This is a genomic window from Granulicella sp. WH15 (assembly GCF_009914315.1).
In the GTDB taxonomy this organism is placed as follows: Bacteria; Acidobacteriota; Terriglobia; order Terriglobales; family Acidobacteriaceae; genus Edaphobacter.
The window spans coordinates 783143-805404 of the sequence record NZ_CP042596.1; the positions used below are offsets into that span (position 1 = coordinate 783143).

Annotated in this window: 15 protein-coding genes and 1 pseudogene; 7 read left to right on the forward strand and 9 right to left on the reverse strand. The window is 60.6% G+C overall.

What is annotated here, in order from left to right; translation table 11 throughout:
* Positions 1 to 26: 26 nt before the first annotated feature.
* The 3 genes from FTO74_RS03505 (at position 27) to galU (ending at position 3950) form a co-directional block, all read left to right on the forward strand.
* Positions 27 to 1106 carry a nucleoside hydrolase gene (locus tag FTO74_RS03505; RefSeq protein ID WP_162536896.1) on the forward strand — a complete coding sequence of 360 codons (1080 nt, stop codon included), beginning with the start codon at positions 27 to 29 and terminating at the stop codon, positions 1104 to 1106.
* Between the two features lie 42 nt (positions 1107 to 1148).
* On the forward strand, positions 1149 to 2948 hold the full coding sequence (locus FTO74_RS03510; RefSeq protein ID WP_162536897.1) for a DUF885 domain-containing protein: 1800 nt from the start codon (positions 1149 to 1151) through the stop codon (positions 2946 to 2948).
* 114 nt (positions 2949 to 3062) lie between these two features.
* Entirely contained in the window at positions 3063 to 3950 is an 888-nt protein-coding gene (gene galU / locus FTO74_RS03515) for a UTP--glucose-1-phosphate uridylyltransferase GalU (protein ID WP_162536898.1), read from the forward strand.
* Between the two features lie 125 nt (positions 3951 to 4075).
* Here the strand turns inward: galU and FTO74_RS03520 are convergent, their stop codons facing one another.
* The 6 genes and pseudogenes from FTO74_RS03520 to FTO74_RS03545 all read right to left on the reverse strand — a co-directional run bounded on the left by FTO74_RS03520 (position 4076) and on the right by FTO74_RS03545 (position 11696).
* Complete coding sequence (locus FTO74_RS03520; RefSeq protein ID WP_162536899.1) at positions 4076 to 5056, reverse strand: TIGR00730 family Rossman fold protein; 981 nt, start codon at positions 5054 to 5056, stop codon at positions 4076 to 4078.
* 7 nt (positions 5057 to 5063) lie between these two features.
* Positions 5064 to 5477: a hypothetical protein gene (locus FTO74_RS03525; protein ID WP_255462478.1), complete on the reverse strand. Its 414-nt coding sequence runs from the start codon at positions 5475 to 5477 to the stop codon at positions 5064 to 5066.
* A 140-nt stretch (positions 5478 to 5617) separates the two neighbouring features.
* A pseudogene (locus FTO74_RS03530) lies at positions 5618 to 6906 on the reverse strand (IS1182 family transposase).
* Positions 6907 to 7050: 144 nt separating this feature from the next.
* Positions 7051 to 7809, reverse strand: coding sequence for a LytTR family DNA-binding domain-containing protein (locus FTO74_RS03535; protein ID WP_255462480.1), 759 nt, complete (start codon positions 7807 to 7809; stop codon positions 7051 to 7053).
* Positions 7810 to 7820: 11 nt separating this feature from the next.
* Positions 7821 to 8996 carry a histidine kinase gene (locus tag FTO74_RS03540; protein ID WP_162536901.1) on the reverse strand — a complete coding sequence of 392 codons (1176 nt, stop codon included), beginning with the start codon at positions 8994 to 8996 and terminating at the stop codon, positions 7821 to 7823.
* Positions 8997 to 9026: 30 nt separating this feature from the next.
* Entirely contained in the window at positions 9027 to 11696 is a 2670-nt protein-coding gene (locus FTO74_RS03545; RefSeq protein ID WP_255462481.1) for a TonB-dependent receptor, read from the reverse strand.
* 508 nt (positions 11697 to 12204) lie between these two features.
* On the opposite strand from FTO74_RS03545, the gene FTO74_RS03550 reads away from it, so the two are divergent.
* Entirely contained in the window at positions 12205 to 14136 is a 1932-nt protein-coding gene (locus FTO74_RS03550) for an ABC-F family ATP-binding cassette domain-containing protein (protein ID WP_162536903.1), read from the forward strand.
* A 97-nt stretch (positions 14137 to 14233) separates the two neighbouring features.
* On the opposite strand, the gene FTO74_RS03555 is transcribed toward FTO74_RS03550, so the two are convergent.
* On the reverse strand, positions 14234 to 14986 hold the full coding sequence (locus FTO74_RS03555) for a metallophosphoesterase family protein (RefSeq protein ID WP_162536904.1): 753 nt from the start codon (positions 14984 to 14986) through the stop codon (positions 14234 to 14236).
* Positions 14987 to 15091: 105 nt separating this feature from the next.
* Positions 15092 to 15928, reverse strand: a complete 837-nt coding sequence (locus FTO74_RS03560) for an ABC transporter ATP-binding protein (protein ID WP_162536905.1) — start codon at positions 15926 to 15928, stop codon at positions 15092 to 15094.
* Between the two features lie 158 nt (positions 15929 to 16086).
* Here FTO74_RS03560 and FTO74_RS03565 point away from each other — a divergent pair, with 158 nt between their 5' ends.
* From FTO74_RS03565 to FTO74_RS03575, 3 genes are all read left to right on the forward strand, one after another.
* The gene (locus tag FTO74_RS03565; protein WP_162536906.1) at positions 16087 to 17928 is read left to right on the forward strand and encodes a hypothetical protein; all 1842 of its coding nucleotides are present in this window, start codon (positions 16087 to 16089) and stop codon (positions 17926 to 17928) included.
* 168 nt (positions 17929 to 18096) lie between these two features.
* Positions 18097 to 19269 (forward strand): hypothetical protein, encoded by a 1173-nt coding sequence (locus FTO74_RS03570; protein ID WP_174242208.1) that lies wholly within the window; start codon positions 18097 to 18099, stop codon positions 19267 to 19269.
* Positions 19270 to 19486: 217 nt separating this feature from the next.
* On the forward strand, positions 19487 to 20692 hold the full coding sequence (locus FTO74_RS03575; RefSeq protein WP_255462482.1) for a glycosyltransferase: 1206 nt from the start codon (positions 19487 to 19489) through the stop codon (positions 20690 to 20692).
* Positions 20693 to 20870: 178 nt separating this feature from the next.
* Here FTO74_RS03575 and FTO74_RS03580 read toward each other — a convergent pair whose 3' ends face one another.
* Entirely contained in the window at positions 20871 to 22259 is a 1389-nt protein-coding gene (locus tag FTO74_RS03580; protein ID WP_162536907.1) for an alpha-amylase family glycosyl hydrolase, read from the reverse strand.
* Positions 22260 to 22262: the final 3 nt, after the last annotated feature.

The following is a 22262-nucleotide window of genomic DNA, read 5'->3' on the forward strand; positions in this document are numbered from 1 at the left end:
GTGCTTTGGGCTAATCTAGCTGCATCATGTGCAAGACCCTGCTTGGCCTGCTTTTCTTCAGTGCGTCGTTCGCAATGGCGCAGACGCCGCGTCTTGTCATCGTCGATCAGGACGGCTCCGGTCCCGGTGGATCGAACCAGATGGCGATGATGGTGCTGCTGCAATCGCCGCAGGCTAGGGTGCTGGGCATCACGATGGTGAGCGGCAACGCGTGGGAGCCGGAGGAGGTGCAGCACACGCTGCGGATGCTGGAGCTGATCCATCGCACGGATGTGCCCGTGGTGCCGGGCGCGGTCTTTCCACTGGTGCGCAACCGTGAAGAGACGTTGCTGTGGGAGAAGCGGTACGGCACGGTGCCGTGGCTCGGCGCATGGGGCGATGCGGCGAAGCACTCGGGTTCGTCTCCGTGGCACGAGCCGATGGTGGTGCCGAAGCTCGCAGAGGGCGAGCCGACGACCAAGCCGTTGGCCGAGGATGCCGCGCACTTCCTCGTGAGACAGGTGCGAGCGCATCCGCATCAGGTGACGGTTTACGCAGCCGGGCCGCTGACGAACATCGCATTGGCCATCGCGATTGATCCCGAGTTCGCCGCGCTGACGCAGGGCATCGTCATCATGGGTGGAAGCTTGAACCCGGTGTCGACAGAGGCGGAGTTCACCACCGATCCGAGGCACGAGTTCAACTTCTGGTTCGACCCCGAGGCCGCTCACATTGTGCTGCGAGCGCACTGGCCGCGCATCGACCTGACGACCGTCGATATCTCGATCAAGGCGATGTTCACCGAGGCGATGTTGAAGGAGATTGCGTCATCACCCAATCCTGCTGCGCAGTACATCGCGCACTACTCCGAAGACCGTTACTTTTTGTGGGATGAGCTAGCTGCTGCTGCATGGCTTGATCCGAAGATCATCACCGGCGAGCGGCAGTTGTATCTCGACGTAGACCTCTCGCGCGGAGCGACATATGGCGATACTCTGGCATGGACTGCGGACAACAAGCCGGAGCTTGATCTACAGTTGGTTCACGCGCAGATAGACCTCGATCTGCCGCGATTTACCAAGCTGTTTGTGGAACTGATGCGCCGCCCCGCGAAGGCCGCGCAATAGACAGAAGAGGGCTTCGATTTAGACTGTGCCTTGAGGGTTCTTATGCGCCGACTTCCCCGACTCTTTCTCGCCTTCGCCGTATCGACCGGAGCTATTCTCATGCCGCTTGCCAGTTCTGCTGCCCCCGCGCAGCGCCTCTCCGCCGATGGCGCGGGGCAGACGTTTCACTTCCTCGCCGACCAGTACTTCGAGCAGGCGTACTTTCCTTTCTCGCCGAGCGGCGGCACCGCGCTGGGGCTGCATCAGTACGACTCGCAGCTTGAGGATTACGCGCCTGCCGTGATTCAGAAGCAGATCGCGCTGCGCAAAGACTTTGAGAAGAAGATTGCGGCGATCGATCCTTCGATGCTCGATGCCTCGGTGGCGGCGGATCAGCAGATTCTGCTGGCGAACCTGCGCTCTTCGCTGCTGACGCTCGAGACGATCAAGCCGTGGGAGACGAATCCGGATACGTACTCCTCGGGCTGCGCGGGTTCGGCGTTCGTCATTATGAGCCGCAACTACGCGCCCGCGAACACGCGGTTGAAGTCGCTGGTCGAGCGCGAGAAGCTGATGCCCGCGCTGTTGACTGAGGCGCGGACGAACCTGAAGAATCCGCCGAAGATTTATACCGAGATCGCGCTCGAGCAGATCGACGGGCTGGTGAGCTTCTTCGAGACCGATGTGCCTTCTGCGTTCAAGGACGCGACCGACCCGGATATCAAGGCCGATTTCGCGAAGAGCAACGCCGCCGTGATTGCGGCGCTGAAGAGCTACGGCGCGTGGATGAAGAGCGACCTGCTGCCGCGCTCGACGGGCGAGTATCGGCTGGGCGCGGAGACCTTCAAAAAGAAGCTGGCGCTGGACGAGATGGTGGATACGCCGCTCGACCGGCTGCTCGAGATCGCCTATGCGGACGCGCACAAGAACCAGGCCGAGTTTGCGCGCATTGCCAAGGAGGTCGATCCGACGAAGACGCCGCTTGAGGTGTTGGCCGAGCTGGCGACGATCCACCCCGCTCCGGACAAGCTGCTTAATGCCTTTCAGGACCAGTTCTCGAGCCTGATCGCCTTCATCAATGCCAAGCAAATCATCACCATTCCTGCGACGACCGAGCCGACGCTCGAAGAGACGCCGCCGTTCATGCGCGCCACCACGCAGGCCTCGATGGACTCGCCCGGGCCGTTCGAGAAGAACTCGACCAAGGCTTACTTCAACGTGACCCTGCCCGAAAAAGACTGGACGCCCGAGCACATCGCCGAGCACATGGCCGCGTTCAACATCGGCACGGTCACCTCGACGGCGGTACATGAGGCGTATCCGGGGCACTACGTGCAGTTCCTGTGGCAGTCGCACTTTCCCTCGAAGATCCGGCAGGTGATGGGCGCGACGACCAACATCGAGGGCTGGGCGCACTACTGCGAGCAGATGATGCTCGACGAAGGTTACCTGCCGACGCTGACGGGCTCGCCCGAGGAGCAGGCCAAGCAAGCCAAGCTGATCCGCCTGGGTCAGTTGCAGGACGCGCTGCTGCGCGATGCGCGGTTCATCGTCTCGATCCGGATGCACACTGGCGTGGGAGGAGAGCTGAGCTTCGACCAGGCGGTAGACGTCTTCGTCAAGGAGGGCTACCAGTCGCATGCGGTGGGCGTGATGGAGGTGAAGCGCGGCACCAGCGACGCCACCTACCTCTACTACACGCTGGGCAAGCTGCAAATTATGAAGCTGCGCGCCGATGTGATGCAGCAGCAGGGCGCGAAGTTCAACCTGAAGACCTTCCACGATGATTTTATGCGACAAGGCCCGGCCCAGATCAAGATCATCCGCAAGTCCATGCTGCATAATGATTCACCGGTACTGTAACGTTCTGCGTGTAAAGTGCATCCCACGGAGGTGGCATAGTTTCATGCTGCTTGCTTGTTAGCATGGGTATGCTGACTCCACAGAAAAATCTCACAAAGGGTTCATTTCAACGACATGACACAGATCAAGCCGATGAAGATTCGCAAGGCCGTCATTCCCGCGGCCGGCATGGGCACGCGCTTTTTGCCCGCAACGAAGGCCACGCCGAAGGAGATGCTGTGCCTGGTTGACAAGCCGCTGATCCAGTATGGCGTGGAAGAGGCCGTGGCCGCGGGTTGCACGGAGATCATCATTGTGACTGGACGCGGCAAGACCACGATGGAGGACCACTTCGATAAGTCGTCGGAGCTGGAGGCCTCACTGGCCGCGAAGAACAAGACCGCTCTGCTGGAGGTGGTGCGGTCGGTGTCGAAGCTGGCGAAGATTACCTACACGCGGCAGGCGGAGCCTCTGGGGCTGGGCCACGCGGTCCTGATGGCCAAGGAGATTGTGGGCGATGAGCCATTCTGCGTGCTGCTGCCGGACGATATCGTCGATGCGGATGTGGCTTGCCTGAAGCAGATGGTGGAGGCGTTCAACGAGACCGGCAGTACCATCCTCGGCTCTGAGGTCGTGGAGGGCGCGGCGATCTCGGCGTACGGCTGTTTGGACTGCACGGTCGATGCGAAGAACCCGCAGCTGCTGGCGGTGAAGAACATGGTCGAGAAGCCGAAGGCGGAGGAGGCTCCGAGCCAGAATGCGATCATCGGGCGTTACATTCTGACGCCGCGGATCTTCGAGATGATCGAGGGGATCAAGCCGGGCGCGGGTGGCGAGCTGCAACTGACCGATGCGATCAAGGCGCTGTTGCAACATGAGAAGGTGTACGGCTTCAGCTATAAGGGCAAGCGGCACGATGCTGGGGACAAGCAGGGCTTCCTGCGGGCCACGGTGGAGCTGGGGTTGAAGCACCCGGTTCTGGGAGCGTCGTTTCGCGAGTGGCTGAAGGCTTTTCCTGTGTAGGTTCGAGCAAGAGGGCCTCTCGCTGCCGACCAGCGGGAGGCCCTTTGCTGTTTCTACTACCCCGACAAGTATGAAAGTCACGAAGTGACCGCCCTCCGCGTAGGAGGCCCGTCCGGCAGGGCGTCTTAAGGCAGCGTCCTCGCGATATCGGGGCCGAGTATCTCCTGCGCAGAGGGGGCAGGCTCCTCGGGCACCGGCTCGGCGGCGGGCTTGCCTATGAGGTGCTCGCTGAGGCCCGCCTTGAGCATTGCAAAGGCCTGCTCCGGCGTATCGGCGAACTGGACTAGCTCGAGATCCTTCACCGCGATGGCTCCCTTGGCGGCGAGCAGGTCGAGGTTGATGACCGACTTCCAGTAGCTGGAGCCGTAGATGATGACGGTGATCCGCTTGGCCAGCTTGCGCGTCTGCGCCAGCGTAATCAGCTCGAACATCTCGTCGAGCGTGCCGAAGCCTCCCGGAAAGACGACCAGCGCCTTGGCCAGATAGGCAAACCAGTACTTCCTCATAAAGAAATAATGGAACTCGAAGTTCAGCTCGGGCGTGATGTACGGGTTGGGCATCTGCTCGAAGGGCAGCTTGATGTTGAGCCCGATGGTCTTGCATCCGGCCTCGTACGCGCCGCGGTTGGCTGCCTCCATGATGCCGGGGCCGCCGCCCGAGGTGACGACGAAGCGGTGACGCCTGCCAGGCAGAGACTGCGCCCAGCGCGCGACCATGCCCGCGAGGGTTCGGGCGTCCTCGTAGTACTGGGCCATCTCGACTGCGGCCGTGGCCAGTGATAGCTGGAGCACGGTGGCCTCGCCGCTGGCGATCTCGTCCATACGGGCGGGCTGTTCCTGTTCAGGCGCGGGGGCAGAGGAGCCGGTGTTCTCGAGCAGCTCCAGCGCGTGGCTGGCCTCGTCGAGCGCGCGGAACCGGGCCGAGCCGAAGAAGACGACGGTGTCCTCGATGCGTTCGCGGCGGAAGCGGACGAGCGGCTCCTGGTACTCGGCCATGATGCGGAAGAGGCGGCCGTCGGGCGAGTCGAGAAACTCGGAGTTTTCGTAGGCCAGGGGAGCGCGGTCGAGCGGGTCGGGCGCGGAGCGTCGTTGGGAGTCGTCGGGCATTGGAGCCTCAGCCGCGCTGGTCGCGGTAGTTGACGGCCTCGGAGATGCCGATCCAGATATCGAGCAGGCCGAGTCCGGAGATGAAGCCGCGCACCGAGCCGAGCTGCAGCACCGACCACAGCCGGGTGTGCGAGAGCAGGAAGAGGTTGTGGTCCCACAGCGTGGGCCACCACGGCAGCACCACCAAAATAACCCCGAGGTAGACGCAGAAGAGCACCAACACAAAGAGCGACATGCGTTGCAGCCACAGCGGCGCGGGCTTGCCTTCGAGTGGCGGCGGAGGCGCAGGAGAGTGCTTGACCGGTTCGAGCGGCGGCGCGGGTGGGTCGGGAAAGAGTTGAGGCTGGGCCGGCATTCGGGTGGTGCGCTCTCCAAAGCTTGAGGTTAGCAGAGCGGGAACGCGATTGGGGCCCGATGCCATGCTGTGACTCCATGCTATAACCTGCGCGGGCTGGAATCGAGGTCGTTACGAAACTCAAATCAGGAGACGCTAGAAGGACGCAAATATTCTCTTTGAGGCTCCAGGGAATTTCGGATTGAGCACTTAATAGCTGGGCATGATCAGTCCGGATGAAGAGCTTGCACCAGTTTTGTTGCGCCGAGCACATTTGTGATGCGCTTTAGGTTGTACGCCATGGTAGCGAGGCCGATTTCGATCTTTGCACCGGATAACCCACGCATCAATAGGCGTGGATGCCCGAAAATGCGGTACTTGATCGTTGCGAAGGGATGCTCGACCGTACATCGACGTAGCCTCATCGCCTCAGGTGTCAACCGCTCTTGCATCCGGTTTAACGCTTCTTCATACAGGTGGCGAGCGAAGCCACGTCTCGGAGCCTGGGTACAACGTGATTTGAGCGAACAAGCACCACAGTCGAGCGACGAAGCCCTGTACATGATGTAACGATCTTTATGGTTGGTATTTTTGCGTAGTAGCCTCTTGTTGCCAGGATAGAGATAGGTATCGGGATCAGGTTCGTAGCGAAAGTCCTGACGCCCGAACAGTGTGCCATCGCCCTGGTTGTTCACTGTACGCATAACGGGAACGTACGGCGTCATGCCCGCAGCTTCGCAGTGGGCCGCCTGTTCTCCATTCGAGTACCCAGTGTCGGCTACTACCTGAAAACTGTCTAGGTCGAGTGCTTTCTTTGCAGCCTAGGCCATGGGCTTCAAGCAACGGATATCAGATGCATCGAGTACCACAGCGTGTGCCACGATTAGTGCATGTTCCGCGTCGACGGCAGTCTGGACGTTGTATGCGGGTAAAGAGTTCTGACGCATCAACATAAAGCGGCCTCAGGTTCGGGATGCTGCTTTAGCTTCTCCAGCGCAGCTTGCACGGCAGATGAATCAATGCTTGTCTGTTGTTCGTCGTCCGCTTCCTCGATGCTGTCGAGATAGCGTTTTAGAGCGAGTCGTTCGCGGGCGCTGTCAATGCTGGCCACAGCGCGAAACTTTGAACCATCGATAGCGATCCACTCGCCCCGAATGAGTCCGCCGCCGCGTGCGAAACGAACAAGTTCGCCTCCCGCCGTCGTAATTGCATCGCGGGGCATCCGACGGAACTCAGCGATGCTCTTGTGGTCTGGATACAAGCGCTCTAGAAGCCACATCATCTCGACATTTCGGCGACACTCGGCTTCCAACCGCCGTGACGAACGGATCTGGTTCAGGTAGTCGTACAGATACAATTTCAATAAATCGCGTGGATTGTAACCGGGTCTTCCCGTTTCAGCAGCCTGAGCACGCTCGAAGCCAAGCTCCGACATCACAAGCTTTTCGACGAACGCGTCAATCACGCGGCACATATGATCGACTGGCACAAAGTCGTCCAACACCAAAGGAAACAGCGTTCCCTGATTTCACCCCTCGCCTTGGGTATAACCCATAAGAAGAAATACCTCCGCTTAGCAAGGCAATCTTCTCATCGATCTCTGTTTAAAACATCGATCACACAACCCAAGATTTTTAGTACGTCGTACGACGCGCCGTGTTCAAGACTTTCCGATCTCGACTAATTTTTGATGACCGGCCTTACTCATTCTGAGCTTTCGACCATCAATAAGAATTATGGAACCCTCCGTCTGCCCTTCCCGATAAATTTCTCTGATCTGATTCAGATTGACGATTAAGGACCGATGAATGCGGACAAACTGTGTGGGGTCCAGCCTCTCGCTTAGGTTGGTAATGGTCTCACGCAACATGAATCTGCGACCATTCGAGTGAAGACACGAGTAATATTCCGCCGCTTCGATCCACTCAATCTTCTCCACCGGAAGAAGAATTTCCTTGACACCATCTTTGACCAGAAAACGGGAGGGGTACGCCTTGGGCTCATCGCCGGCATTTCGTAATCCATTGAGTACCTCTGCGAGTTGCGATTGGGTCAAGAGCGCGGCCTTTGCCGCAATCTTTTCCCGAACCCGTACCAGCGCGGCCTGAAGTCGCTCTGCTTGTACGGGCTTTGTCAGGTAGTCGATTGCGTGAATCTCAAATGCCCGCACCGCGTGCTCATGATAAGCAGTCACAAAGACAGTCGGCGGAAGGTGCGGCAAGCCGACTTGCTCCACGACATCGAACCCACTGATCTTCGGCATCTGAACGTCAAGGAATAGCAGGTCTACCGGTTCGGATCGAAGGTAGTCGATAGCCCCTTGACCGTTCTTGCACTCCGCGACAACCTCAACGTCCCTATAATCGGTAAGCAATATCCTAAGCAACTCTCGCCCCAACGGTTCATCGTCGACGATCACGGTCCGTAGAGTCATGCGTCTGTCCGTTCGAAAGGTATTTGTATCGTAACTTCATATCCCCCCGTAGCCAGCGGCGCGGCAGTAAACTCATGCGTCCCTGGATAAAAGAAAGCAAGGCGTTCTTGAGTGTTCTGCATTCCGATCCCGTGCCCCTTGGTAGACGAACCAGTAGAGCCGCATCCATTGTCTCGGACCTGCATCCATAGGCTGTCTCCTACTCGCTTGACGTGGGTCTCAATCAACCCGCCACCCTCCATCGGCGCGATCCCATGTTTGACTGCATTCTCGATAATGGGTTGAAGGAGGAAGCACGGTACAAGTCCCTCCAGTGCTTCCGGAGTCGCTTCGATCTTAACTTCCAGCCGATCGGCAAACCGAACCTGCTGGATTGCCAGATAGCTTTCAACAACCCGCAATTCTTCGGTGAAGGGCACCTTCTCAGGGGCACGGCGCTGGAGCGTCGTGCGCAGGATTGTATTGAGGTGTCCGAGGGTTTTTGTCGCTTCCGGGTTTCTCCCTTGCGCCACCAGGCTGGCCAAGGCATTCATCGTGTTGAACAGGAAGTGAGGTTCCATCTGCATCTGGAGGGCTTTGAGCTGGGACTGCGATAGCTGCCTTTCCAGTGACAGCTTCTGCATGGCATCCCGCTGCCTTTGGGACTGTGTAAACAAAAGAGCGGAAACGCCGAATGCAAAACCATAAACCAGGAGCTCTATGCCAAAGCGGTTGAGGTCGAAGTACAGCGCCCAGATGTGTTTGACGTTTCCATGGACGGGCCACCCTGGAACAAGCGAATGGATAATCCCGATTACGAGTAAATGCAACAGGCCAAGGGTCGAAGCAGCGAGCAGATGAAAGGTAACCGTTTTGGGAGTAAATCTCAGGGCTGAAGGTTTCCACCGTCTTAGCCTCCATAGCCCCAGCGCAACCAGACCCCACCAGCCTGAAAAGACCGCCCCGTACCGAAGCGACGCCAGCGCCGTGATCGACCGGCACTCACTTGCCATCAAGAGTGTGAGCACGACAGATGTGACCAGGAGCACCTGCCAATCCTGAATCCGTACGATCCATTGCTCGCGCCCATTAGAGGCGAATTCCTCAGTCGGGGGAAGTGCAGAATTGCTATCCACAGGTTTGGAAGTGAAATACCGCATGAGCGTCCTTTCACAAAACATCAGCAACTTCATATTATTCGCCCAGCTTTCCGACTGAATGATTTAAAAAGCAAACCGCGCTCCCAACTCCAAGCGTCGCCCGGCTTCGCCAGATAGGGGCTGTCCCAGGTTGGGCGACAATACTGTTTGGACCGCCGTGACGTTGGTATGATTCAGTAAATTGGCGCTCCGGACATTGAATGTGAGGGTTCGTGTCTGTGACCTATCATTCGTCTTCAGGTTGAAGATCCGGCTCATGTTCGCGTCGAGGTGGATCAGGGAGGGCATGGTCCCCAGATTGCGCGGCACGTCCCCGTTAACTGCGTTCGCGGTGAGCAGCCCAAAGCGAGTGCTGTATACGCCCGCACCAGGAGCGGAAGCATAAGCGGGGCGGTTATTAAAGTTGCCATCGCCGTTATTGTCCGTACCCGTGATGATGTTGTACGGTGTGCCCTGCTGCGCGGCGAACTCTGTGGATAGGACCAAGCGGTACGGCAGGTTTAGATTCCCGTTAAGAAAGAAGCCGTGGGTACTCGCCCAGTCGGCTCTGGCCGATTCGCCTATGTCGCTGTAGCTCGACTGAGGAATCCCGTCTCCACTGCCGCCATCGGTCCTGGAGTTCCGATATGCATAGTATGCAAACAGCCCGAAGCGCTTGTAACTATGCTGATCTACGACGAAGGAGAGGACATTTCCTGCAAAATGACCTGAGTTCTGATATTGCAGAAGATTTTCGTTAGAAGCGATCGGCCTCGGCGCAAGAAGAGCTGCTGTGGGATTGGGAGCCGTGTCGACGCCGCTTTTCACCATCGGCGCATTGATGTTTCTGATCCGGACAACGTTCCAGGTCTCACCAAGATAGAAGTTCACTCTGACGCTCCAGTGATGAGGAAGCTCATGCTCAGCATTGAAATATCCTGCGAATTCAAGTGGTTGCGCAAGCGAATGTGGAAACTGTTGGGTGGTGCCAACCTCGATTGACCCGGGAACTTGCACTAATGGATCGACGTAACTGGGCGAATATACGGTCACCTGCTTCTGCAGCACATCATTCAGCCGGGCGACTTCGAGCGCATGATGGGGGCTGATCGATCCACTGAAAAGACCGATCCGAGCGCGGAAAATCCAGGTTTCCTTCTTGTCGGGACTCCATGAGAAGCTTGCACGCGGCCCAAAATTGCCGACGCTATCGGGTGATGTTTGAAAAGCGTACCGCAGACCGGCATTCACAGTGAAACGCGGTCCAAGCTTAATGATGTCCTGCAAATACAGACCCAGCCGCCACTGCGTAAGTGGGACAAGCGGAGTTCCACCAGTCACTTGATAGGTGGTGGGTATGCCACCAGGAAGATTATTTTGAGCGCGCCGGTATTGCTCGATTGCGCTGATGGTTGTCGTCTGTCCGGTAGGACTGTTGTTTGCATCTAGGACTGGAGCGCTCCCGCCCCCAAAAACATAAGTACCGTTGAAGTTATTCGGATTGTAGTCATGCTCAAAGATACCGAGCGACTGAACGCCGAATTTCAACTGATGTTTGCCGTGTGTGATCAGCAAGTCGTCATCTATTTCGAGGTCACGTTCCCGGTCGTTCAGATTCTGACCGCTTGAGCCACCACCGATGAAGTAGCCGGAGACCTGGAGTGCCGGAGACGTCGACAGTGGAGACTGCTCCGTGCGCTTCCATGAATAGCCAATATGGGTCGCGTGCAACAGATTAGCGTTGGGTATTAGCGTATTGGTAAATCGAAGATCGTTCTCACTCAAGAGGCTTGAATATCCTGCCTCAGCCAACGTGAGACCACCGACGCCCTGATTGCCCAGATTGTTGACGTTGGAGGAGAAGGAGAACACTGCAACATCTTTTGAACTCACTTGCCAATCGCCGCGAGCCGAAGCGATCCAAAGCCTCTGTGGGGCCGAAATCGCCTGCCGCAACGGTACTTGATTCCCACTTCCATCCAGTGTTACTGCATTGACGATGTTGAATTCATCGATATCGCGCTTTTCCAGCGCGAGAGCGAAGCCGCTCTTTTTCGGGAGGACCGGCCCGCTCAGTTCAAATCCATACCGGCGCTTACCGGCCGGTGTGGCCGTAGCCGAGAAAGGATCGGTCGCATTGAAGCTGCTGTCGCTATCTGAGTAAAAGAGTGCCCCATGAAAGGAGTCGGCGCCAGGCTTGGTGACGATCTCGATGACTCCGCTGCTAAATGGAGGAGTCTGGTATTCGGCAGAGAAGAGATCCGGATTGACACGGATCGTGGCGATGGAACTCTTGGGCGGAATCGCGCTTCCATTCTGAAAGCCGTCGACCAGGATAAGCGTTGAGGCGGGAGAGCCTCCTCCGCTCGCAGAGAGCGCCTGCAATTGCCGGAGAAAATCATCAGGATCATCGGCGAGCAACTGCACGTCTTTTGTGCTCAACGTAGCGGTTCCCGAACCGCGATCACTAGAGCTGGCATCGCCGTCCACCTGCACTATCGTCTCCACATGGGCTATCTCCAATTGGAGATTGAGATGAACACTTCCACCAGCCTGTTTTTCAATTGTGGCTGCCTTAGGAGTAAAGCCCTCGGCTTGCGCCATTATTTTGTTGGAGCTTATCCGAACGCATGGCAATAAAAAATAACCCGCCGCATCGGAGATCGTCTTTTCTCCGTCGGCAGTCTGTACCTCTGCTCCAGGAATAACCGCTCCCGTCGGATCAGTAATGGTTCCGTCGATGCGGATACCCATTGTACAAGGCTGTTGTGCCACCGCCAGATATGGAAGCATCAACCCAGCCCATATCAACCAATTCTTGCAATTCCTGCCCATGGGTCGCTTGTCTCCTGATCTAAAAATCCCAGCGACCGCAGACATGATCCAATGGTTTGCAAGGAACATCAGGATTGATCAGGGGAATGACCATTTTCTTATGGCAAAGCTGCGAGCCTATCGGGTGAGGATTAGCCCTTACACCAACCGTTCACATCCCAAGTGCAGAAGCTGTTCATAGCGGATGACACAATATCTTGACCCATCTCAGTAGATCGGAACCCACCATTTCGCTGATTGAAGCGCGACGTTTCAAGCAGCGGACGGATGATCGGCAACTTGGAAGTTGAACCAACGACAACCTGGACCCGAGCATAGGTTTCGTAACAGTCTCGAATCGACCCCGCAGAGGTGGCCGGGCAGGGGAGTGTGAATTGCAATCGCGTGCGAACGGGCGCAGGACGCGTCAGGATGCGAAGATAGGGATATGCTCCAACTCTCAGCGGCCGGCAAGCGATTCGGCCAGAAGCTCCTCTACGAAGATATTAATTGGCTGATCACCCCGGACGAACACACCGGGCTGGTGGGTGGCAACGGAACCGGCAAGTCGACTCTGCTCAAAGTGCTGGCGGGGATCGAGACGCTCGACTATGGGACGCTCTCTCGGGTCAAGGGGATGACGCTCGGCTACCTGCCGCAGGACGGCCTCGCGCTCAAGGGCCGCACGGTCTTCGAGGAGTGCCTCTCGGTCTTCGACGCGCTGCGCGGCCTCGAGCAGGAGGCCGAGGTGCTCTCCGGTAAGCTGGCCGAGTTCGCCCCCGGCAGCGCCGAGTACGAGGCCGCCGCGACGCGCTACTCGCACATCGCCGACCTGATGCACGCCCACGACATCTACACGCTGGATTACCAGGTGGGCACGGTGCTCGGCGGCCTGGGCTTCGACAAGAACGACTGGAGCCGACAGACCGAGGAGTTCTCGGGCGGCTGGCAGATGCGTATCGCGCTGGCCAAGTTGTTGTTGCAGAAGCCCTCGCTGCTGCTGCTCGACGAGCCGACCAACCACCTGGACCTCGAGACGCGCAACTGGCTCGAAGACTATCTGCGCAACTACGAGAACGCCTTCATCCTGATCTCGCACGACCGCTACTTCCTCGACGTAACCGTGACCAAGATCGTCGAGCTGTGGAACAAGAAGGCGCACTTCTTCTTCGGCGGCTTCGAGAAATACGTGAAGCAGAAGGAGGAGCGGCTGACGCAGATCATGAGCGCGTACAAGAACCAGCGCGATCAGATCGAGCATCTGGAGTCGTTCATCAACCGCTTTCGGGCGCAGGCCACCAAGGCGAAACAGGTCCAGTCGCGCATCAAGGAGCTGGAGAAGATAGTCCGCATCGAGGTGCCAGAGGAAGAGGCGACGATCCACTTCACGATTCCGCAGCCGCCCGCTTCGGGGCGGACGGTGATCGACGTCAAGAACCTGACCAAGCACTACGGCGAAAAGCGCGTGCTTGAAGACGTCAGCTTCTCGATCGACCGCGGCGATCGCATCGCGCTGGTAGGCGCGAACGGCGCGGGTAAATCGACGCTGATCCGTATGCTGGCGCAGCTCGAGCCGCCCACCTCCGGCGAGATCAAACTAGGCCACAACGTGCTGGCCGACTACTTCGCGCAGGATCAGTACAAGGTGCTCGACGGCAACGCGAAGATGCTGGACGACATCAGCGGCATCGCTCCGAAGGTGCCGCAGACCGAGCTGCGCAGCCTGCTGGGCTGTTTCATGTTCACGGGCGACGACGTCTTCAAGACGCTGGGCGTTCTTTCAGGAGGAGAGCGCAACCGTTACGCGATGGCCAAGATGCTGGTCTCCCCGGCCAACATGCTGCTGCTGGACGAGCCGACGAACCACCTCGACCTGCGCGCGAAGGACGTACTGCTGGACGCGATCCGCAACTTTAGCGGCACGGTGCTCTTCGTCTCGCACGATCGTTATTTCATCGACGGGCTGGCGACGCGGGTCTTCGAGGTAGAGGAGCGCCGTGTGCATATCTATCCAGGAAACTATGAGGATTACCTGTGGAGAAAACAGGGCGGCCCAGAAAAAGTAATAGAAACGATTACAAATACTCCAGTATCTGTGCCCGTGGTTGTTACACAAGTAAAAGTAGAGGAAAAAAAGCAGATCAAGCGGCTTAATCCGATCAAGCTGAAGCTTCTTGAAGATCAGGTGCAGGAGGCTGAGGAGAGGATTCCGAAGCTGGAAGAAAAGATCGCCGAGGCAGAGGCGGCGATGGCGGTCTTTACCACGGCGGAGGAGGCGCAGAAGTCGGCGGCTCGGCTGGAGGCGTTGCGGACGGAGCTAACCGAGACGATGGCGGAGTGGGAGCGGCTGGGGATGGAGCTGGAAGAGCAAAGAGATTAGCGAGAATCTTTGATCCCGACCAACGGGAGGACCACGCGAAGCCGAGTACAGCACGAAGTGCCGCCCGCCCTCCGCGCAGGAGGCCCGTCCGGCAGGACTATCTGCCTTCGCGCAGCCGCAGGGCTAGCCGTTCGGGCAATCCGGCCATCAGGATGCGGCCCTGCGCACGAACCACGTCGTAGGGCACGCGATGGAAGGTAATCGTGGCGGCCTCGGTGTCGTAGATGGCATAGGCAGCGCGCCAGTCGTAGTCCCGGGGCTGGCCCACCGAGCCGGGGTTAATCAACTGCCGTGTCTCCGCCGGAATCTCGAAGACCCAGGAGCCTGCCTCGTTGGCGCTGGCGTACGCGGGCCGCAGCTCGTGCCAGTCGTGCTCCTTCTGCGAAAACCCTCCCTGCAGATGAGTGTGCCCAAAGAAGGTGATGGAGGTCGTCATCTGCTGCAGCGGAGCCCACGCATCGCGCATACTCAGGATGTACTGGTCTTCATTGAGCGGTGAGCCATGGGCGCAGGTGACGCCGGGTTGCGCCGGATGCAGCGGCCCCTGCTCAAGCGCCCGCAGCCATTCCGTATTCTCGGCCGTCAGCTCCTCGCGGGTCCACAGCGCGGCGGCGCGGGCGACGGGGTTGAACCCATTCGGCGAGGTCAGCCCGCAGCAGACGCGGTCGTGGTTGCCGCGCACGGTCAGGCTCGAGAGCGGCCGGATAAGGTCGATGACCTCGTTCGGGCTGGCCCCATAGCCCACGATATCGCCGAGGTTCCAGAGCGCGTCCCACCCGCTGGCAGCGTCGAGGACGGCCTGAAGGGCTTCAAGGTTTCCGTGGATGTCGGAGAGGACTAAGGCACGCATGGGGCTCGCATCGGACTTGTATGAAAGGTCTTCGGCAAGCCTGAAAGGCGAAAAAAGCCGACTCCCAAGAATATCTTCCGAGGGCTATGGTGTCGAATCGGTGACTTAGGCCAGGGAAGCGAGCGGTAGGCCGCGATCAGTCTGCATGGTGGGGGTGGAGGCCAGCAGCCGCCGGGTATAAGGATGCTGGGGCGCGCGGAAGAGTTCAGCGGCAGGAGCCTGCTCGACGATTCGGCCATGCTGCATCACGGCTACCTGGTCGCCGGGCTGTCCGCACGCTTGGGCGACGACAGCTAAGTCGTGCGATATGAATAGCATGGCCAGCGAGTGAGAGCGGCGCAGGCTGGCCAGCAGCTCCAGAATCTGAGCCTGAACGGTGACGTCGAGCGCGGTGGTCGGCTCATCGGCGATGAGCAGCCGGGGCCGGTTAACGAGCGCCATGGCGATGAGGATTCTTTGGCGCTGTCCCCCCGAAAACTGGTGCGGATAGTGCCCAAACCGCGCCGCCGGGTCGGGCAGGGCGACGTCGTGCATCGCCTCCAGAACCTTTTTTTTGATGGCGTTACGATCCATCTCGGGGTGGTGCGCCTGGACCGCCTCGGCGATCTGCTGCCCCACGGTCATGGCCGGGTTCAGTGCCGACATCGGCTCCTGAAAGATCATGGCGATGCCGCTGCCGCGCTGGCGGCGCATCTCTGGCTCGGGCAGGGCGAGCAGGTTCTGTCCCGCAAAGGTGATGGAGCCGGTGACCTGTGCCGAGGGCGGCAGCAGCCGCAGCAGCGCCAGCGAGGTGGCCGACTTGCCGGAGCCGGACTCGCCCACCAGCCCGAGCGTCTGCCCCTGCCGGATGGCGAAGGAGATTCCGTGGACGACGGGACGGCCTCCGAAGGCGACGGTGAGGTCCGAAACCTCGAGCAGCGGGTTGTCCGATTGGGAATCCACCACATGAATGGTAGCTGAATGGAGGCATCGGCTGGCACGACCTGCCGGATATCGCGTCTAATGCCAGTATGAGGATCTGCGGCAAAGGTCGGGTCGCGTCGGCGGTCGCCGGAGTCGTTGCGCTTGCCTTGCCCGTTGCAGTCCCCCTTGCCGCCCAGATGCACGCTGTCAAAAAGCCCGAGACCGTGGTGCGGGCGGTGGGGGTCTACGAGTGGACCGGCGACGTGGCTAAGCCCGCGGCCAGTCGCCTCATCCCGGTCACGCTCTTCATCGACGGCAGTTTGCAGGACGCTGGAGTCTACCTTGCCCGTCCCGTCCCCATGGCGCTCGAGACCGGAACAATCTTCGAGCTGGACCAGTCCGGCGTGCCTAAAGGGCTGCTGGATCTTGCATTTGCGCGTCACCTGCAACCGGCCGAGGAGAGTTCGGCGGCTCCGTACGACGACGGCTGGTTTGGCTACGGGCAGTACAAGGCGCTGCCCACGCCCAAGCTGACGCCGCCTTCGGGCAAGGTGCGTCTCTCGAAGGGCACGGTGCAGAGCAGCAAGCCGGATACTGCGCGTCCGCATTTTTCTTCAGACAACAAGAGTCCGGACAGCACCGCAAACAAAAGTGCGAGCACCACGGCCAACAGCGATCCGGACCGCCCGACGATGCGGCGGCGGGACGACTCCGGCAGCACTTCGACGTCCACGCCCTCGGCCTCTTCGAGCACCCCCACAACGACGGCTTCAACCCCCAAGCCGGACGATGATCCGAACCGTCCGACAATGAAACGCCGCGACGACTCGGCTTCGAGTACTCCCTCAACTCCTGCGGCTTCTACAACTTCGCCCCCTTCCACACCAAGCACGACGGCTTCTACAAGCAAGTCGGACGACCCCGACCGTCCGACGATGAAGAGAAAGTCGGATTCCGGCAGCGATAGCTCCTCGGCAGGCTCTTCGGATTCAAAGACCTCCAGCAGCGACTCTGACCCCGACCGTCCGACGATGAAGCGCCGAAGCGATTCCGGTAGCACGACGGCATCCAGCAGTACCCCCGCCGATGACCCGGACCGTCCGACGATGAAGAGAAGGTCGGATTCCGGCAGCGATAGCTCCTCGGCAGGCTCTTCGGATTCAAAGACTTCCAGCAGCGACTCCGACCCCGACCGCCCGACGATGAAGCGTCGGAGCGACTCCGGCAGCACCACGGCGTCGAGCGACTCCCCGGCCGACGACCCGGACAGGCCTACTTTAAAAAAGCGTAGCCCAGCCGAGAAAAAGGCGGCGCAGAAGGGAGGCGGAGCGTCGGTCTCCGAGGTCGGCTCCTTGAATGACGACCCCAACCGCCCCAACCTGCACCGTGGCAAGCCCACCCACGCCATGACCGACGACGACCTGCCCAAACTGATCGGGCTGCCGCCGGACCTGCACCAGATGGTCGCGGTATCGGACGCGGTCGACCGCCCCCAGCACGACTTCGCCCGTGCCTGGGAGAGCAAGGAGGAGCAGGAGACAGTGCTGGGCAAGATGCGCGATCTGGCCCGGAATCGGCTGAAGACATACGCCGGAGTCGCTCCCGCTTCGCCGCCGACCAAGCCAATAGTCGTTCGTACCGGAGCCCATCGGAGCAAGGCCGTAACTCCGCCACCTCCTCCTCCGCTGCCGCTGTCGGATGAGGTGTTGAAGGCTTACACCCTGAGTTACGGCGGCGCGCCGACCTACAGCTTCTCGGCCTCGTCGCCGAGCCCGGATGGAGCCACCGTCCAGTACGTGACGGTGATTGCCCAGGCCGACGCCAACAACGACCTGCGGGTAGCGCTCGACAACGTCACCGACTCGCGGCACCTGGACCGCACGCCCCGGCTGCGGCTGGTGGACGTGGTGGATGCGGAGGCATCGAACCGGGCCAGCCTGCTGGTCGAGCTGCGCGCGCAGCACAGCCGTACCTTTGCCCTATACCGCCTCATCGGGGCGCAGGCCGAGCAGGTCTTTTCCACTGGAAGCACGCAGTAACAGCAGAAAGCAACCCCTTGAAATACAAGAATTCCCGGGTACTTAAGTGCTTAGGTATCAAGCGTGATCCCCTTTTTGAAGCACCATTGTTGCAGCAGTCACATCCCCTTCATCTTGTGGGGAAATACTTGCAGCGAAAGGTAACCTAAGGCACGGGGAGGGGGTTCTATGAGCCAGTCGAGCATCTCATATTGGTGGCGCGAGCCGAAGGCGACCGAAGGTTTTCGTACCGGGGTCTCGTTGCACAGCCACACCAGCATGTCGCGGGAGACGCTCGACTTCATCGCGGAGCTCTCGAGCGACTGGCGCTGGCTGCAGCGTGTGATGCGTTGGGCCGAGGACCGCTCGGCGCGCTGCTCGGGCATCCGTCCCAACTACGCGGCCAGCTACTGGACCCCACCGTTGACGCCGCGTCTGGCTTTTGACCTGGAGCGTACGCAGGTGGAAGAGAAGCTGCAACTGGCGTCCCTGGTCTCGATCACAGATCACGACGACATCCGCGCCCCGATGCTGCTGCGCTCGATCGACAGCGCCCGGCACATCCCGGTCTCGCTGGAGTGGACGGTGCCGTACGGAGCCACCGCATTCCACCTCGGCGTCCACAACCTGCCCAGCGCCACTGCCTTGGAGTGGATGGTGCGGCTGGAGGCCTTCACGGCGATGAAGTCGTCCGAGCAGCCCGCGGGGATGCTGACGGCGATGCTGGCCGAGCTCGACGAGCTGCCCGGCGTGCTCATCGTCTTCAACCACCCGCTCTGGGATCTCTACCGCATCGGCAACGCCAAGCATGAGGCGCTGGTCAACGACTTTCTGGCGGTGAACGGCCAGTTCATCCACGCGCTGGAGCTGAACGGCCTGCGCGATTGGAAGGAGAATCGCGAGATCTCGACGCTGGCGGGCAAGTGGAACCAACTGGTAATCTCGGGCGGCGACCGCCACGGGGTGGAGCCGAACGCGAACGTGAACCTGACCCACGCGACCAGCTTCACCGAGTTCGTCTACGAGGTGCGGCGCGAGCGGATCTCGCATGTGCTCTACATGCCGCAGTACGCCGAGCCGTGGAAGCACCGTATCCTGCAGTCGACGCTGGACGCGATCCGCGACTACCCGCACTTCCCCGAAGGCTCGCAGCGCTGGGATGAGCGCGTCTTCCACCCCGACTCGAAGGGCGAGATCCGCCCGCTCTCGACGCTGTGGAACGACGGTCAGGCCCCGGTTTATCTGCGGTTCATCCTGAACGCGGTTCGTATGATGGGCGCGGCTCCGGTCTCGGGCGGCCTGCGCATGGCATGGAGCGACACCAGCGAGATGCGCGCCGCGCTGAGCAAGCTAGACGCATAGCACTTCGGCACTTCGTGCGGTTCTCGTTGCGGTATGGGCGGGATTCTCTTCTGAGGTCCTCCCGCTGGTCGGAAACGAGCATTTTGTTTCCGACCAGCGGGAGGACCGTTGCCTCTTGAGTCATCGAGACAAGGTATACGCGTCACGAAGTGACCGCCCTCCGCGTAGGAGGCCCGTCCGGCAGGACAATGTCTTTTAAGGCCACGAAACTATGCCGATGTACCCTAGTTCGATGCAGGCTCCGCGCATCGCTTACTTTCCGGATTCGTTCCACGAGGTCAATGGGGTCGCGCATACCAGCCGGAACTTCGTGGCTTATGCGGAGCGGCACGGCCTTCCCTTTCTGTGCGTGCGCGCGGGCGACCGCGACACCGCCGAGCACCGTCGCGGCGAGCTGACCACGCTGGAGCTGCCACGGAGCTGGGTCGCGGTCGGCATGGAAAAAGACCTCTCCTTCGACCCGCTCTACTGGCGGCACGGAGACGTGATCGAAGAGGCTTTGCTGCGCTTCCGCCCCGATGTCATCCACATGACCGGGCCGAGTGAGCTGGGGATCTTTGCCGCGTACTTTGCCTGGAAGCTGGGGATTCCGCTGGCCGCCTCGTGGCACACCAACGTACACGAGTACGCGGCGCGGCGGCTGGACTGGCTGACGGCCCTGCTGCCCGAGGCGATGGGCCAGAGCACCTCATCCGGCATCGAGGCCGGGGCGCTGGAGCTGACGGGGCGTTTTTACCGGCTGGCCAAGGTGCTCTTCGCGCCCAACACGGAGCTGTGCGCCATGCTGGAGCAGGCCACCGGCAGGCAGTGCCAGTTGATGCAGCGCGGCGTGGATACGGAGCTGTTTTCTCCAGCCCATCGGCAGCCAGACCAGCCGGAGAGACCCTTTACACTGGGGTACGTCGGGCGGCTTTCGGTGGAGAAGAACGTCTCCCTGCTGCCGCGGATTCAGGACGCGCTGACGAGCGCCGGGATCGATGCACGGTTTCTGATTATTGGGCACGGGGCGGAGGAGGAGGCGCTGCGGCGTGCTCTGCCCACGGCCGAGTTTGCCGGGGTGCTGCGCGGGCCGGATCTGGCGCGAGCCTATGCCCGCATGGACCTGCTGGTCTTTCCCTCGCACACCGACACCTTCGGCAACGTGGTGCTGGAGGCGCTGGCCAGCGGGGTTCCGGCGGTGGTGACGCCGGACGGTGGCCCGAAGTACATCGTCCGCGAGGGCGAGACGGGGCATATCGTGCCGGACGAGGGCTTTGTCGGCGCGATCTCCGGGGTGCTGAACGATCCTGAGCAATTGGTCCGTATGCGCGCAACGGCGCGGCAGTATGCCTTGGGGTGCAGTTGGGATTCGGTCTTCGATCGGGTGTATACGGCGTACGTGGAGATGCTTGAGCGTGAGGCAGCGGTGAAGCGGCTGGCATAGCAGTTGTTACGCGAAGCGTCGAGTACCGCACGAAGTGCCGCCCGCCCGGCGTGAGGCCGCACTTGCCGTTGCCTGTTGTTGGCTGTCATTCAGGAGCGAAGCGGAGGAATCTGCTTCTGTCGTTGCCGTTGCTTCTGGTCAGGTCGGGGCTTTAGCCCCGAGGTATGCTTTTTTCTCCCTACTTCAGATGCGGCTCGCCGATGTAGACCCCATATGGCGGCAGCGTAAACGAGCCCACCTGGATCGGCTGAATGTAGCTCCCGCTCGCGGTCGAGGGGATCAGGTTACGCAGGAATCCGGCGTGCAGGTCGTGCGTCAACGAGGCTTGACTGGGGTGCGAAGCCAGGTTGAGGACGATGACCACGGGATCTCCGGACGCGGGCCTGCGGATCCACCCGACCACATCGGGATTGCCTGTATCGAGCAGCGTGCTGGCGCCGGAGCTGAGGGCTGGATTGTTGTGGTGCATCGCGCTCAACTGGCGATACCAGCCCAGCAGGGACTTGGGATCGGGGTCTTCGGCGGCGACGGTGGCTGTCGTATTGTTTATCGGCAGCCAGGGCTTACCGGTACTGAAGCCGGGCGTTCCGCCCCAGGGCATCAACGCCGGAGCCACGGCCGCAAGGGATGCCTGCGCGGCGGCTGGAAGCGACTCCGGTTTGGTTGTGGAGGCTGCCTGAAGACCAATCTCCTGCCCGTAATACAGGTTCGCGGCGGAGCGGCTGGTCAGCAGCAGGGTGGCCAGCAGGCGTGCGATGGCAGTGCTCTGCGCGGGATCGGCGTAGCGATCCGGGCTGCGCGGGTGGTCCGGGGAGTCGGTGAAAAAGACCGGGGCAGTGCGATTCGGAGCCAGCGAGTCGAGCAGGGCGCGGCGCAGGTCGGAGCCGCTGAGATGATCGGTGAGGGCCAGCGGCGGCGTCAGGGCCAACTGGGCGGAGGCAGCGCCAAGCTCGGCATCGGCCAGGATCACGCGCTGGCCGCCAAAGCCGTCGGCCACCTGTCTTAGCTGGCGCGCGGTCTGTTCGACATCGGCGGCGGTCATGGGGGCTTTGGCGTCACGTATCAGGCGAAGTCCGGCGATGCCGCGGCTGAACCAGAAGCGGGCCAGTCCGGTCATCTCGGCGGCGGAGCGCCCGGCGGTGAGCGGCAGGTCGATGATGGTGCGGATGCGGCGGCGGCTGGCCTGCTGGATCAGGTCGTCGAAGTCGCCCGGAGCGCCGTAGAGCGGGTCCGGCTCCGGAGCTGCTCCGGCAGTGAGGGTGATCTTCAGCGGCGAGAGCAGGATGGCGTCGACGTTGAGCGATTGCAGGTAGTCGAGGCGTTGGGTGACCCCGGCCAGATCGCCGAAGCCGTCGCCGTTGGAGTCCTGGAAGGTGAGGGGATCGATCTGGTAAAAGACGGCGGTGCGCCACCACGGGTCCGCCGATATGCCGTCACCGGCCCAGTGCGAGTGGGCCAGTGTCTGGGCCGATGCGCCCGCGCCCGCACCGAGTGCAAGGGCAAGCAGAAACAGGATGGGGAAGCGTTTTGGGGCCTTGCGGGACGCGGGTGAAGCCGGGGAGATCATGAT